This is a genomic window from Sneathiella sp. (assembly GCF_002694385.1).
In the GTDB taxonomy this organism is placed as follows: Bacteria; Pseudomonadota; Alphaproteobacteria; order Sneathiellales; family Sneathiellaceae; genus Sneathiella.
The window spans coordinates 424911-439468 of sequence record NZ_NZMB01000005.1; the positions used below are offsets into that span (position 1 = coordinate 424911).

12 protein-coding genes and 1 tRNA gene are annotated in these 14558 nt (G+C 57.5%); 9 read left to right on the forward strand and 4 right to left on the reverse strand.

All coding sequences use genetic code 11. From position 1 onward, the window contains the following. Nucleotides 1-215: 215 nt before the first annotated feature. The 3 genes from CMN55_RS03180 to CMN55_RS03190 form a co-directional block, all read right to left on the reverse strand. Nucleotides 216-1715, reverse strand: coding sequence for an alkaline phosphatase D family protein (locus CMN55_RS03180; protein ID WP_293948096.1), 1500 nt, complete (start codon nucleotides 1713-1715; stop codon nucleotides 216-218). A gap of 128 nt (nucleotides 1716-1843) precedes the next feature. Continuing rightward, nucleotides 1844-1920: transfer RNA gene (locus CMN55_RS03185), tRNA-Pro, on the reverse strand. A gap of 124 nt (nucleotides 1921-2044) precedes the next feature. After that, a complete protein-coding gene (locus tag CMN55_RS03190) occupies nucleotides 2045-3067 on the reverse strand; it encodes a polyprenyl synthetase family protein (protein ID WP_293948097.1) in 1023 nt (340 codons plus the stop codon). Nucleotides 3068-3189: 122 nt separating this feature from the next. Between CMN55_RS03190 and CMN55_RS03195 the strand changes: the two genes are divergently transcribed. The 7 genes from CMN55_RS03195 to ppdK all read left to right on the forward strand — a co-directional run bounded on the left by CMN55_RS03195 (nucleotide 3190) and on the right by ppdK (nucleotide 11185). Then, nucleotides 3190-3408 (forward strand): putative signal transducing protein, encoded by a 219-nt coding sequence (locus CMN55_RS03195; RefSeq protein WP_293948098.1) that lies wholly within the window; start codon nucleotides 3190-3192, stop codon nucleotides 3406-3408. Continuing rightward, nucleotides 3405-4214 (forward strand): tRNA1(Val) (adenine(37)-N6)-methyltransferase, encoded by an 810-nt coding sequence (locus CMN55_RS03200; protein WP_293948099.1) that lies wholly within the window; start codon nucleotides 3405-3407, stop codon nucleotides 4212-4214. The genes CMN55_RS03195 and CMN55_RS03200 overlap by 4 nt, the downstream gene beginning before the upstream one ends. Before the next feature lie 41 nt (nucleotides 4215-4255). Beyond that, the gene (locus CMN55_RS03205; RefSeq protein WP_293948100.1) at nucleotides 4256-5122 is read left to right on the forward strand and encodes a S49 family peptidase; all 867 of its coding nucleotides are present in this window, start codon (nucleotides 4256-4258) and stop codon (nucleotides 5120-5122) included. Nucleotides 5123-5168: 46 nt separating this feature from the next. Next, entirely contained in the window at nucleotides 5169-5387 is a 219-nt protein-coding gene (locus tag CMN55_RS03210; protein ID WP_293948101.1) for a hypothetical protein, read from the forward strand. An 87-nt stretch (nucleotides 5388-5474) separates the two neighbouring features. Further along, complete coding sequence (locus tag CMN55_RS03215; RefSeq protein WP_293948102.1) at nucleotides 5475-6368, forward strand: glycine--tRNA ligase subunit alpha; 894 nt, start codon at nucleotides 5475-5477, stop codon at nucleotides 6366-6368. 1 nt (nucleotide 6369) lies between these two features. Further along, complete coding sequence (gene glyS / locus CMN55_RS03220) at nucleotides 6370-8427, forward strand: glycine--tRNA ligase subunit beta (RefSeq protein WP_293948103.1); 2058 nt, start codon at nucleotides 6370-6372, stop codon at nucleotides 8425-8427. Between the two features lie 79 nt (nucleotides 8428-8506). Next, the gene (gene ppdK / locus CMN55_RS03225) at nucleotides 8507-11185 is read left to right on the forward strand and encodes a pyruvate, phosphate dikinase (RefSeq protein ID WP_293948104.1); all 2679 of its coding nucleotides are present in this window, start codon (nucleotides 8507-8509) and stop codon (nucleotides 11183-11185) included. Nucleotides 11186-11237: 52 nt separating this feature from the next. Here ppdK and apbC read toward each other — a convergent pair whose 3' ends face one another. Further along, nucleotides 11238-12359, reverse strand: coding sequence for an iron-sulfur cluster carrier protein ApbC (gene apbC / locus CMN55_RS03230; protein WP_293948105.1), 1122 nt, complete (start codon nucleotides 12357-12359; stop codon nucleotides 11238-11240). Nucleotides 12360-12554: 195 nt separating this feature from the next. On the opposite strand from apbC, the gene hflK reads away from it, so the two are divergent. Together hflK and hflC are read left to right on the forward strand one after the other, a co-directional pair. Continuing rightward, entirely contained in the window at nucleotides 12555-13649 is a 1095-nt protein-coding gene (gene hflK, locus CMN55_RS03235; protein ID WP_293948106.1) for an FtsH protease activity modulator HflK, read from the forward strand. Continuing rightward, a complete protein-coding gene (hflC, locus tag CMN55_RS03240) occupies nucleotides 13646-14530 on the forward strand; it encodes a protease modulator HflC (RefSeq protein WP_293948107.1) in 885 nt (294 codons plus the stop codon). Before hflK ends, hflC begins: the two co-directional genes overlap by 4 nt. Nucleotides 14531-14558 lie beyond the last annotated feature (28 nt).

Below are 14558 nucleotides of genomic sequence, written 5' to 3' on the forward strand. Positions count from 1 at the left end.
TCGATGGCGGGCATGGAGAGAATCAGCGTCCTGCAGATCGAAGCCGAGACACCGGCGCACGGCGGGGGATGTCGCAAAAGTTCACCTCCCGGCCAATGCTGTCACAAAGACAACAGGACCGGAGAGGTGCATTGCCATTAGGCGATACTGCCGATCAGATGAGGGGGCGGGCGAAGAAGCACTAGGTTCTTCCGCGCCTGCTCTCTAATGCGAGATTACTGGATTGGATAACAGGGGGTGTCTTTCCCCTCACTCTGCCAGTTGATCCAGAGTTTTTTATCCGTGCCCATGTTGAGTGTAACGAAATTACGCTGGCGGATATATTTGTCCGAAGCAAAGGGCGTCAGCATGGAAATGCGGATATTCTGATCCTCATCGAGAAATTCCGTATTGTCATTGGTGACCGTCATGATGCCGATCCATTGCAGACGGCTTGGTGAGGGATGGACGATGCCCGATGAGACCACCTGGTGCACCTTGCAATTGCGCTTGCTGTCATGAATGACGCCGATACAGCCGATATGCACATCGCCCGACAGGATCACGGTCTTATATTTTTCTCCCATCTGCCCCGCGTTGCGTATCTGCGCATTTTCCAGCAGCCAGTGAATGAGCCGGGCGCGTTCTCCTTCATGGTTTTTTGACCGCCAGTGATCCTTCAGATCATCCGTCAGTTCTTCTTCCCAAGGCGTTGCATCGAATGCTTTTTCCGCGGCTGAAAAATCGCGGTAAACGACCGGCACGGCGGAGAGGACGAGCAGATGCGCCTTTGTGTCCTCCTTCAGGCAGGCGATGACTTTCTCCCACTGCGCGCTGCTCATCACCTGCTGCAGAGTGCGCTCCGCCCGGTTGTCGAGGGCGAGAATGCGATAGCCGCGAAAATCCGTCTTGAAGGCATAATGCGCTCCGTCGGGTTCCAGCAGGCTCTTGTTAAAGCGGGAGCGAATCTGGAATGTCTCGAAATATTTCTTTGCGGTTTCGAAGATATATTGAAAAACCTCGCAGTCCTGCATCGTCTCGGGGAAGCTGCCCCAGCCATCGAAAATATCGTGATCATCCCACATCATGACAGAAGGGACGCTGGCCAGCATCAGGCTCATGGACGGATCAGTCCAACGGGTCTCGTAAAGTTTTTCGAAGAACAGGTCGATCTGATTGCGGGTCGTCGGCGGGATCTTGTAGGCTTCCTTTTCCTTCTTTGAATATTTGTTCCAGGTGGCGAGGCCCGCCACCTCGGTCCAGATACTGTCCGCATAAAGCTGATCTCCGCCCATGAGGAGGAGGGAGAAGGGCGTCTCATCCTTAGCAAAATGCGTTTCCGCCATTTCCTGCCAGAGGCGGTAGGGCTCTTCCGTCTTGTGCATGAGGTCGAGGGAGGAAAAGCCGTTGCAGGAGCCATAGGCGAAGCGCGCTTCTTCCGTCTTGCCGGGAACATAGAAGCCCCATTCATCACGGCGGTTCCGGTCGCTCGCCGCCGCCCCGTCAATGATAATCTGATAGGGAACCTGCTTGCCGCCATCACCGCTCGGCACGGTAATTTTCTGCTCCCCCCGCCAGACCCGCGAATTGGGTGTCTCGGCTATGATCCGGCATTTGGCGCTTTTGCCGCCAAGCTGCCACGTGGTCTCCGCCACCTCCAGTGCCGTTGAGAAACAGACCGTATATAGATCTTCCCCCTCAAGCCCCAGAACGGGTCCGACTTTCAGCGCCGCCATATAAACCTCCCCCTGTCTTATAAGCTACAATGACAGCAGGGATTTTAGGCGTCAATGCACGCCGCCGCAAGGCCGCATAAAGCCAGCCTTTTGCGCGTAATTCATTCAAATTTTAGGGAATTTTTAAATGGTCGGGGCGAGAGGATTCGAACCTCCGACCCCATCGTCCCGAACGATGTGCGCTACCAGGCTGCGCTACGCCCCGACCGGTGCCGGGCCCGTGGAATGTGGGTCCGGCGAAGCAGATGCGTTATAATCACCTTTGCCTGCCTTCTGCAAGGGCGAAATGAGGGGTGGGCGGATTTTTCCTGAAAAAGCGGAGAGCCGCGTCAGAAAGCCCGCTCGATTGAGAAGTCAACGGCCTCCAGCAAGGCGGATTTGATTTCGCTGTCCTCAAAAATCCCGAGGGCATCTTTTGCCATGGCGCCATAATGGCGGGCCCGCTCTATTGTATCTTCCAGCGCTGAATGGCGGTTGATGATCTCAATTGCGCGTTCCAGATCGTCGTCTTGCTGGTCATGGTCTTCGACCACCCGTTTCCAGAAAGCGCGTTCCTCCGCATTGCCACGGCGAAAAGCGAGGAGGATTGGCAGCGTCACCTTGCCTTCGCGGAAATCATCGCCGATGGATTTACCAAGGGCCTGCTGCTCTGCCGAATAGTCAAGGGCGTCATCGACAAGCTGGAAGGCGATTCCAAGATTGCGGCCATAGCTCTCCAGCGCCCGCGCTTCCGTTTTGGGCCGCTCGGCCACCACCGCGCCGACCTCGCAGGCGGCGGCGAACAGCGCGGCGGTCTTGGAGGAAATAACTTTCAGATAGCTGTCCTCTGTGGTGTTGGTATCGCCCACATTCATGAGCTGCATGACTTCGCCCTCCGCAATCACGGCGGAGGCGTTAGAGAGAATCGCCAGCACTTCGAGCGAGCCATCCTCGACCATGAGCTGGAAAGAACGGCTGAACAGGAAATCGCCGACCAGCACGCTCGCCTGATTGCCCCAGAGGACATTGGCCGTTTCGTTGCCGCGGCGCAAATCGCTCTCATCCACCACGTCGTCATGCAGCAGCGTTGCCGTATGGATAAACTCGACGCACGCGGCGAGTTTTTTTGCCCGGTCGCCCTCATAACCGCAGAGTTTCGCCGCTCCGAGGGTCAGGACAGGGCGCAGCCGCTTGCCGCCCGCCGCAATCAGATGACGCGCCAGCGTCGGGATGAGATCCACTTCGCTGTGCATACGATCCAGAATGATATCGTTGGTGTCCGCCAGATCCTGCTCCACAATCTCCATCAGACGGGAGATGGAGGCTTTGCCGTTGCGGTCCTTGCGAGCATCGAGATTTACGATAATAGCCACTTTTTCCTCATGAGGCCGGTTGGTTTGCCGACGAGCATAGCTTAAGATTGCGAAGGGTCAAGTAAGCGCGATATATTCCCGCCTGGCGCGCGGAATGTGAGAGAGAACCTGATGGAGGATATGTGAAAGAACTGATGCGATGCAATGATCCGGTGCTGATTTCCTATCTGACGGCGCTGCTGGAAGACGAAGGGATAACGGCAATCCTGCTCGATGAGCATACCTCCATACTGGAAGGAAGTATCGGCGCGATCCAGCGGCGGATCATGGTGGCGGATGAAGATTTCACGCGTGCCGAGCAGCTTCTTGAAGATATCGGCGAAGGGAAGGCGCGCGAATGACGACGGCGGTTCCTGATGTCGCAGAGCGGGAGGAAGAGCTGAGCCGCGATGAGTTTCTCGGTGGGGCGCTGAAGATATGGCAGCCGCGGCGGGGATTCCGCGCCGGCTCCGATGCGGTGCTGCTGGGCGCTGCGATTGAGGCGAAGGCGGGCGAGTCGCTGCTGGATGTCGGGGCAGGGGTTGGTACGGCTGGATACTGCGCGCTGCATCGGCTGGCGGGCACGGCTCTCTGGAGCATTGAGATACAGTCAGAACTTGCCAGCCTTGCCCGGCAGAATGCGGAGCAGAATGGTTTCGCAGACCGGTGTCATATCCTTGAAGCCAATATCGGGGCGCGGCAAAGCTTCGCCGGTCTTGTCGGGCCGGGCGGAAAACCCCTGCTGGAGGCGGGGTTTGATCATGTCTTCACCAATCCGCCCTTTTTCGAGCGTGACAGCTCGCAGGCTGCGGGGACGGAGGCCCGCACCTTGGCACGGCGCGAAGCGGATGTACCGCTCGCCGACTGGCTACGATTTTCCATTGCGCGGGCGAGATCAAAGGGCACGGTGACGGTCATCCACAGAGCCGAGAGGTTGGGCGAAATTTTGGCTGTGATGGAAGCCCGCTGCGGTCGCCTTCGCGTCATCCCTCTGTGGGCGGATGAGAAGAGCCCGGCCAAAAGGATCATTGTGCAGGGGGTAAAGGGCGCGAAAAGCCCGCTGCGTCTGATGCGCGGGCTTGTCCTGCATGGCGCGGACGGGCGGCCGAGCGAGGCGTCGGAAGCCATTCATCGCAACAGCGCGTCACTTGCCCGTTATCTTGATTGAAAAGACTTGTACAGGCCGGTTAAATCCTTACCTTGAGAAACATGAAAATAAAGCAACTTATGATGAAAACGCCGCTGAAGCGGTTTTTTGATACAACGCCGGTGGTGGCTGTTCTGCCGCTTTATGGTGTCATCTCGCCGGGCGGCAACAAGCTCCGGGGGGAGCATCTCAATCTCGCCGGGTTGGCCGAGCAGATCGAGACTGCTTTTTCAACGAAGCATCTGGCCGCCGTGGCACTCGCCATCAATTCACCGGGCGGGTCGCCCGTGCAATCGGCGCTGATCTTCGACCGTATTCGCCAGCTTGCCGAAGAGAAGGATATCCCGGTTTATGGATTTGCCGAGGATGTGATGGCCTCCGGCGGATACTGGCTCGGCCTCGCTGCCGATGAAATCTATATCAACAAAAGCTCGGTTATCGGCTCCATCGGGGTGGTGTCGGCAGGCTTCGGCTTTCCGGGTCTGATGGAGAAGCTGGGCGTGGACCGGCGGATCTATACGGCCGGGGAGAACAAGGTGAAGCTGGATGCCTTCAGCCCGGAAAAGAGCGAGGATGTGGAGTGGCTGCTGAAAATACAGGGCGATATTCATGAAAACTTTCGGGAGCTTGTAAAATCTCGCCGCGGCGAGAAGCTGAAGAAGCGCAAGGATAAGGAGTTGTTCTCCGGCGATGTCTGGATCGGCGAAAAGGCGGTTGAGCTTGGCCTTGCCGATGGCATTGGTGATGTGCGTTCTTTCTGTCGTGAACGGTTTGGCGAAAAGGTGCGCTTTACCCGGGTTGAAGGCAAGCAGGGTTTCCTTGCGAAAAAACTCGGCTTGGGGGCTTCTGCTCATGCTGGCGGAGATGCCGTGCAGGCCATGCTTGAGGCGCTGCAGAGCCGGGCTCACTGGGCGCGGTTTGGCCTGTGACAGATTTGTGATTCGGTCTCATTAACCGACGAAACGGGAGCAATTGTTGTCACCATTCAAGATCATTCTGCTGCTGCTGGCGATCCTCGGCGTTTTTCTGGCCCATCGCGTTTATCGCCGCTATATCGAGGACAAGCTTGGTAAACGCCCGAAAAGCGGCGCTTTTAAGGAACAATCGGCGGATAAGATGCTCGATCTCGACCAATGCCCGCGCTGTGAGGCGTTCGTTGCCGATCTGGCCGAGCACCGCTGTCAGGATAAATAGTAAAAGCCGCCTGTGGCCGGTTGACCCGCCCGGTACAGCGCTTTATGTTGCAGCGCAATTATTCTAAAAGCAGTATGGTCTGTAATCATGGCGGGTAATCTGGCCTCCGCGCCATCCAATTCCTTTCAGGATCTGATCCTGACCTTGCAACATTACTGGGCGTCGAAAGGATGTGTCATCCTGCAACCCTATGACATGGAGGTAGGGGCAGGGACTTTTCATCCGGCGACAACGCTGCGGGCGCTGGGGCCTGAGCCCTGGAAGGCCGCCTATGTCCAGCCGTCCCGTCGTCCGACTGACGGCCGATATGGGGAAAACCCGAACCGGACACAGCATTACTACCAGTTTCAGGTCCTGCTCAAACCGTCGCCTGACAATATTCAGGAACTTTATCTGGAAAGCATCTATGCCCTCGGCATTGATCCGAAGAACCATGACATCCGCTTTGTCGAGGATGACTGGGAGAGCCCGACGCTGGGCGCCTGGGGTCTTGGCTGGGAAGTCTGGTGCGACGGGATGGAGGTGAGCCAGTTCACTTTCTTCCAGCAGGTCGGCGGGTTCGAATGCAGCCCGGTTTCCGGCGAACTCACCTATGGTCTGGAGCGTCTCGCCATGTATGTGCAGGGCGTGGACCGGATGTTCGATCTGAAATGGAACAGCGAGGGCGTCACCTATGGGGATGTCTTCCTGCAGAATGAGAAGGAATTCTCCGCCTATAATTTCGAACATTCCAATGTCGAAATCCTGCTCCGTCATTTTGAGGATGCGGAAATCCAGTGCCAGGAGATACTGGACGCGGGCCTTGCGCTGCCCGCCTATGACCAGTGCATGAAAGCGAGCCATCTCTTTAACCTGCTGGATGCGCGTGGCGTCATCAGCGTGACGGAACGCGCCGCATATATTGCGCGCGTGCGCGCGCTTGCCAAGGGCTGCGCCACCCAATGGCTGAAGGGCCGCGGTCACCTGCCGGAGGGGGCGTAACATGGCTGAATTGCTGCTGGAGCTGTTCTCCGAGGAAATTCCTGCGCGTATGCAAAGCAAGGCGGCGGCCGATCTGGCCCGTCTGGTCGGGGAGGGGCTGAAAGCGGCCGGATTGGATTTTGACCGCTTGGAAGGATTTGCCACGGCCCGGCGTCTTGCTGTTGTTGTGGATGGCCTTCCGGCGGCCCAGCTCGATACATTCGAGGAACGTCGCGGCCCCCGTGTCGGCGCGCCGGATAAGGCGATTGAAGGCTTCCTGAAAGGCGCGGGCATCACCCGCGACAAGCTGGAAGAGCGGGAAACCGACAAGGGCAGCTTTTACTACGCGGTGATTGAGACAAAGGGGCGGCCCACCCTTGCCGTTCTGCCGGAGTTGCTGAATGCGGCCATTTCCGCGCTCTCCTGGCCGAAACCGATGAAATGGGGTGCTTATTCCGCCCGATGGGTGCGGCCGTTGCACAATATTCTTTGCCTTTTTAATGGCGAAACAGTGCCGTTGAAGTGGGAACATCTGACGGCCAATAACCAGACATTCGGTCATCGCTTCATGGCCCCGGCGGCATTTGCCGTCAAAGATTTCGCGGACTATCGTGCCCGCCTGAAATCTGCCTATGTGGTGCTGGATTCGAAAGAGCGGGAGCAGATTATTGCCAAGGATGCTGCCCGACTTGCGAGTGTCGAAGGGTTGAGCGTCATTGACGATCCGGCCCTGTTGAGCGAGGTGGCGGGTCTGGTGGAATGGCCCGAAAGCCTGATCGGCTCTATTGATACAAGCTTCCTGAGCGTGCCGGAGGAGGCACTGATCTCCGCCATGCGCAGCCATCAGAAATATTTCTCGTTGGCCGGGCCGGACGGGAAAATGGCGCCGCGCTTCATCGTCGTTGCCAATCTGCGCGCTGAAGATGGCGGCAAGGCGATCACCGCAGGAAATGAACGGGTTTTGAGTGCGCGGCTTTCCGATGCGCGCTTTTTCTGGGATCAGGATCGCAAACGGACGCTGGAAAGCCGGGTACAGGATCTTGAAAAAATCATCTTTCATGCGCGTCTTGGCACCGTGCGCGAAAAGGTGGCGCGTCTGATGGCGTTGACGGCGGAAATCGCGCCGTACGTTCCGGGGGCGGACGCCGCGCTGGCGGCACGGGCCGCGCTGCTTGCAAAAGCCGACCTCACGACCGAGATGGTGGGTGAGTTCGCTGATCTGCAGGGGTTGATGGGCCGCTATTATGCGGAACATGATGGCGAAAATCCCGAGGTTGCCAAAGCAATCCAGGAACATTATTCCCCGCTTGGCCCCGGAGACAATTGCCCGACGGATCCGGTGAGTGTGGTTGTTGCCCTTGCCGACAAGATCGATACGCTGACCGGCTTCTTCGCCATTGATGAAAAACCGACGGGATCGAAGGACCCTTACGCGCTGCGCCGTGCTGCGCTGGGTGTGATCCGGCTGGTGCTGGAAAACAAAATGCGCATGCCGCTGCTCACGCTGTTTGAGAAATCGGGCGAGTTACATAAGGGCGCGGGGATGCTGGATGCGGCAGAACTGCTTGCCTTTTTTGCCGATCGCCTCAAAGTGCATCTGAAAGAGCAGAATGTCCGCCATGATTATATCTCCGCCGCTTTTGCGCTTGAAGGTGAGGATGATCTGGTCCGCTTGATGATGCGGATAGAGGCCCTTTCGAACTTTCTGGGGACTGACGACGGGGCAAATCTGCTGACTGCCTATCGCCGCGCGGCCAATATCCTGCGGATCGAGGAAAAGAAAGACGGACATTCTTATGATGCGCCAGCGGATAAAAGCCTGCTTGAGGATCCGGCCGAAATTGCACTTAATGATAAGATTGAGGAAATTTCGGGCCTCATCAATGGAGCTATCACCTTTGAGAAGTTTGCGGAGGCGGGAAGTGCCATGGCAACTTTGCGCAAGCCGGTCGATGCTTTTTTCGAGCAGGTAACGGTGAATGCGGATGATCCGACGCTGCGCGCCAACCGGTTACGGCTATTGTCCTCCATTCGTAATTTACTGGATCAATTGGCGGATTTTTCAAAAATTGAAGGTTAATTTTTACCTTTTTCGCGTATGAGCATTTGTATAACGCAAACAAAGCGACTGAATTTAACATCAGAAGGGCTAATTTGAGATGACGAAGTGGGTATATTCTTTTGGTGATGGAAAGGCGGACGGCACCGCCGATATGCGTAATCTTCTTGGCGGCAAGGGCGCAAACCTCGCCGAGATGAGCAACCTCGGTCTGCCGGTCCCCTCGGGCTTTACCATCACCACGGAAGTCTGCACGGTTTATCTTGAAAATAACAAGACCTACCCGGAGGCATTGTCTGGCCAGGTGGATGCCGCGATCAAGGGGATCGAGGCCTCGGTCGGCGGCCGCTTCGGCGATCCGGCGAAGCCGCTTCTCGTCTCTGTTCGCTCCGGCGCCCGGGCGTCCATGCCGGGCATGATGGACACCGTTCTCAATCTCGGCCTGAATGACGAGACCGTAAAGGGGCTGGAAGCGCAGAGCGGGGACAAACGGTTTGCCTATGACAGCTACCGCCGCTTTATCCAGATGTATTCCGATGTTGTGCTGGGTGTCGATCATTTCCATTTCGAAGAGCTGCTGGAAATCCTGAAAGAGGAAAAGGGCTTTCTTCTTGACACGGACCTTGCGGCGGATGACTGGGAAAATCTGGTCGGCCAGTATAAGGCAAAGGTGGCGGAGGAACTCGGCCGTCCCTTCCCGCAGGATGTGCAGGATCAGCTCTGGGGCGCTATCGGTGCGGTATTCAACAGCTGGACCAACCAGCGCGCCATCACCTATCGCCGTCTGCATGATATTCCGGCAAGCTGGGGCACGGCCGTCAATGTTCAGGCCATGGTGTTCGGCAATATGGGCGACGACAGCGCAACCGGCGTGGCCTTTACACGTAACCCTTCTACGGGTGAGAAAATTTTCTACGGCGAATTTCTGGTGAATGCGCAGGGCGAGGATGTGGTCGCCGGTATCCGCACGCCGCAGAATTTGACCAAGCAGGCCCGCCTTGAATCAGGTGCTGACGCGCCGTCGATGGAAGAGGTTTTCCCGGGCGTCTTCCAGCAGCTTGTCGATGTCTATAAGAAGCTGGAAGCGCATTACCGCGACATGCAGGACATCGAATTTACTGTGCAGCAGGGCAAGCTGTGGATGCTGCAGACCCGGTCTGGCAAACGGACGGCGAAGGCCGCCCTTAAAATCGCTATCGACATGGTGCAGGAAGGTCTGATCACCAAAGAGGAAGCCATCAAACGGATTGATCCGGCCTCTCTTGATCAACTCCTGCATCCGACGCTGGACCCAAAGGCGGCCCGTAATGTCATCGCGCGCGGCCTGCCGGCAAGTCCGGGCGCGGCCTCCGGCCAGATCGTTTTCAATAGTGACGAGGCGGAAAAGCTCGCCGGGGAAGGCAAGGCCGTCATTCTGGTGCGGATCGAGACCAGCCCCGAGGATATTCATGGCATGCATGCGGCAAAAGGTATCCTGACCAGCCGCGGCGGCATGACCAGCCATGCGGCCGTTGTCGCCCGTGGCATGGGCCGGGCCTGCGTGTCCGGTGCCGGGTCGCTCAACATCGACTACAAGAATGAAACCTTGAGCGTCCTTGGCGAGACTTATAAGAAGGGGGATATCATTACCATCGACGGCGGCACAGGTGAAGTCATGCTGGGCGCGGTCGAGATGATCATGCCGGAACTGTCCGGCGAGTTTGGTGAGCTGATGTCCTGGGCCGATGAAACCCGTCGCATGAAGGTGCGGTCCAATGCGGAAACCCCGCTGGATGCAGAAACCGCCCGCAAGTTCGGCGCCGAAGGCATCGGCCTTTGCCGGACGGAGCATATGTTCTTCGATGCGGAACGGATTGTCTCCGTGCGCCAGATGATCCTCGCGGATTCGACAGAGGAGCGGAAGGCCGCCCTTGACAAACTGCTGCCCTATCAGCGCGGCGATTTTGTCGAGCTGTTCCGGATAATGGCCGGCCTGCCGGTGACGGTGCGCCTGCTCGATCCGCCACTCCACGAGTTCCTGCCGAAATCCGATGAGGAAATTGGCGATCTGGCAAAGGCGCTGGGTGCGGACCCGGCGAAGCTCCGCCATCGGGCGCAGCAGCTGCATGAATTCAACCCCATGCTGGGCCATCGCGGCTGCCGTCTTGGCATTTCCTTCCCGGAAATCTACGAGATGCAGGCCCGGGCCATTCTCGAGGCGGCCGCCCTTGTCAGCAAGGATCTCGGCGAGACCGTGATCCCGGAAATCATGATCCCGCTCGTTGCTACCAAAAAGGAGCTGGAGATCCTGAAAGGCAAGATCAAGAATGTGGCGGCGGCCATCGCTTCCGAGACCGGCAAGGAGATCGAGTATCTTATCGGCACCATGATCGAGTTGCCGCGCGCAGCATTGCAGGCAGGCGAGATTGCCCATGAGGCGGAATTCTTCTCCTTCGGTACCAACGATCTGACCCAGACCACCTTCGGCATCAGCCGCGATGACAGCGGGTCCTTCCTTGAGGATTATATCACGCAGGGTATTTACGAGACCGATCCCTTTGTCTCCCTTGATCAGGAGGGCGTGGGCGAACTTGTGAAGCTGGCGGCGGAGCGCGGACGCGTGACGCGGCAGGAGATCAAGCTCGGTATCTGCGGCGAACATGGCGGCGATCCGGCCAGCATTGATTTCTGCGAACGCGTCGGGCTCGACTATGTGTCCTGCTCACCCTATCGCGTACCGATCGCAAGGCTTGCCGCGGCTCAGGCGGCGCTTGGCCTCAAGCGCGTCTCCGAAGCCTGATGGTTCGAAATTGAGATAACAAAAAAGCCCGGAATTTTCCGGGCTTTTTTTATTATTCGATCACGATTTTGGGGCCACTGTTTACTCCCAGTCCCGCTTCGATCTTCTCCTGAATTTTTTCCGCCAGAGCGCGATAGATTTTGGCATGGGCGCTGTCGGGTTCGCTTGCCGTGATGGGCGTACCGGCGTCGGATGTCTTGCGGATATCCATATGCAGCGGCACTTCGCCGAGGAAATCGGTACCAAGCTCATTTGCCGTTTCCCGGGCGCCGCCATGGCCGAAAATATCCGACCGCTCCCCGCAGGAGGGGCAGAGGAAATAGCTCATATTTTCGATGATGCCGAAAACGGGGACATCGACTTTCCGAAACATGTTGAGGCCCTTGCGCGCATCAATGAGGGCAATATCCTGCGGCGTTGAGATGATCACCGCGCCCGCCAGAGGCACCCGCTGGGCGAGGGTGAGCTGCGCATCGCCGGTGCCGGGCGGCATGTCAACGACCAGCACATCGAGTTCCCCCCATTCCACATCGAACACCATTTGCTGCAATGCGCTCATGATCATCGGGCCGCGCCAGATCATCGGCGTGTCTTCCTCCACCAGAAAGCCCATGGACATGACCTTGAGGCCCCAGTTTTCCATCGGCATGAGCTTCTTGCCATCTTTCGATTGCGGCTTGCCTTTGAGGCCAAGCATCCGCGGCAGCGACGGACCATAGACATCGGCATCCAGCATCCCGACCTTGAGGCCGAGGGATTTAAGGCCAAGCGCAAGATTAACCGCGCAGGTGGATTTGCCGACACCGCCCTTGCCCGACGCGACAGCAATAATGGCGGCGACGCCCGGCACATCGGGCTTCTGGGCAGGCTGCTGTTGCGGTTGCTGCGGCCGCGCCGGGCGGGAGGAGGCCGCTTGTGCGCCTGCCTGTTCCGCCGTCAGAACGACGCTCGCGGATTTCACGCCGGGCAGATCGAAGACAGCCTGCTCACATTTTTTGCGCAAGAGTTCCATCTCATTTGCCTCCGCCGGATTGATTTCGAGGGCGAAGCCGACATTGCCGTCCTTGATCACCAGCCCGGTCACAAGCCCGAGCGCCACCACGCTTTTGCCCGATTTGGGATCAATCACCCGGTCAAGACAATTGAGGATGGTTTGCTCATTTATTGGTGACATGCTTGAAAACTCCACTTCGGGCACAAAATAGTAGGCATCAGATCACAAAACTGCGAGCCCCGGCATTTTGGCGTGAAATTGCCCCTTTCTCATGCCTGGTACATTGCAGAATTATGCTGGGTGTCATATAACGCGACTGAACAGGTTAAGCAAACGCGCAAAAAGCAGCGCGGATAATGAAGGAGATGCTATTCTATGCCTTGGAGTAATCAGGGTGGTAACGACGGAGGCTGGCAGGGTGGCGGTGGCAATCGCGGACCTTGGGGGCAGGGGCCAAGCGGTCAGCAGCCCCCTAATCTGGAGGATATCATAAAAAAGGGGCAGGAGCGTCTGAAAGATGTGATCCCCGGCGGCGGTGGCGGCAAACTCGGCATCATGATCCTGTTGCTGGTCCTTCTGGTCGCCTGGCTGATCAGCGGGTTCTACAAGGTTGAGACCACCCAACAGGGTGTTGTCCTGCGTTTCGGTAAATGGGTTAATACCACGCAGCCGGGCCTCAATTATCATCTGCCTTACCCCATTGAAACCGTTCTGACGCCCGAGGTAACCAAGGTCAACAGCCTTGAGGTCGGCTTCCGTCCGACGCGCGGCGGCGGTTCCACGGCGGTGGAGGCGGAAAGCCTGATGCTGACGGGTGATGAGAATATCGTCGATATCGGCTTTACGGTTCTCTGGCGCATCAAGGATGCAGGGCTGTTCCTGTTTAATGTCGAGCAGCCGGAACTTGCCATCAAGAATGTGGCGGAAAGCGCCATGCGCGAAGTCATTGGTCGTACCAACCTGACCGCGGCCATCACCGAAGGGCGTCTGCTGGTCGAGACCGAAGTGCTGAAGCGGCTTCAGGAAATACTCGATGGATATGGCGCCGGTGTGCAGGTATTGCAGGTACAGCTTAAAAATGCCGAGCCGCCCGCGCAGGTGATTGCCGCCTTCCGGGATGTTCAGGCGGCCGAAGCGGACAAGGAGCGGGCACAGAACGAGGCGCTGGCCTATGCCAATGACATCATTCCGCGCGCCCGCGGTGAGGCGGAGCGTATCCGTCAGGAAGCCGAAGGTTACAAGCAGCAGGTGATCGCCGAGGCAGAAGGTGAAGCCGCGCGTTTCCTCTCCATCTATGAGGAATATGCCAAGGCGCCTTATGTGACGCGTCAGCGTATCTATCTTGAAACCCTGCAGGAAGTTTTCTCAGGCAAGAACAAGATTATTATCGATGGCGGCTCAAGCGGGACAAGCGGTGTCGTGCCCTATCTGCCGCTCAATGAACTCCAGAAGGGGGGAGCCTCCAAATGAACAAGACTTTTCTGACTGTTCTTGCCGTTCTTCTGGTGGTCATCGGCTTTGTTGCTGGTGGGTCGCTCTTTACCGTGCAGCAGACGGAGCAGGCCATTGTCATGCAGTTTGGCGAGCCGAAACGTGTGATCCAGGAGCCGGGCCTCAACTTCAAGCTGCCCTTTGTGCAGGATGTGGTCTATGTGGACAAGCGCGTCCTGTCCGTCAGCACGCAGCGTGAAGAAGTCGTCACCCGTGACCAGAAGCGTCTGATGGTGGATAGCTTTGCCCGTTTCCGCATTGCCAATCCGCTGCAATATTATCAGTCCTATGGTAATTTGCAGATTGCCTATCAGCGGCTCGAAACCATTCTCAATTCCCAGATGCGGCAGAACCTTGGCCGTCAGATCCTCAATAGCATTGTGTCCGGGGAGCGTTCCAACCTGATGAACCAGATCCGCGAGCAGGTTAATGCGGAAGCCAAGGCAACGGGCATTGACGTGATTGATGTGCGGATTGTCCGCGCGGACCTGCCGAAGGAGAACAGCGAAAAGGTGTTTGACCGGATGCGGTCCCAGCGTGAGCAGGAGGCGAAGGAAATCCGGGCGACGGGTGCGGAAATCGCCCAGCGGATCAAAGCCAACGCCGATCGTGAGCGGACGGTTCTGGTCGCCAATGCCCGCAAGGATTCCGAAATCCTGCGCGGTGAAGGCGACGGGGAGAAAAACCGTATTTTCGCCGATGCCTTTGGCAAGGATGAGGACTTCTTCGCCTTTTACCGCTCCATGCAGGCCTATCGCGGTTCCATGTCCGACAGTGATACATCCATGGTACTGTCGCCCACATCGGAGTTCTTCCGCTATTTCGATCAGCAAACAACAGGTGATCGGGCAACCAACTAGGCAGAATAAAACGGCTCGCAGCATCATC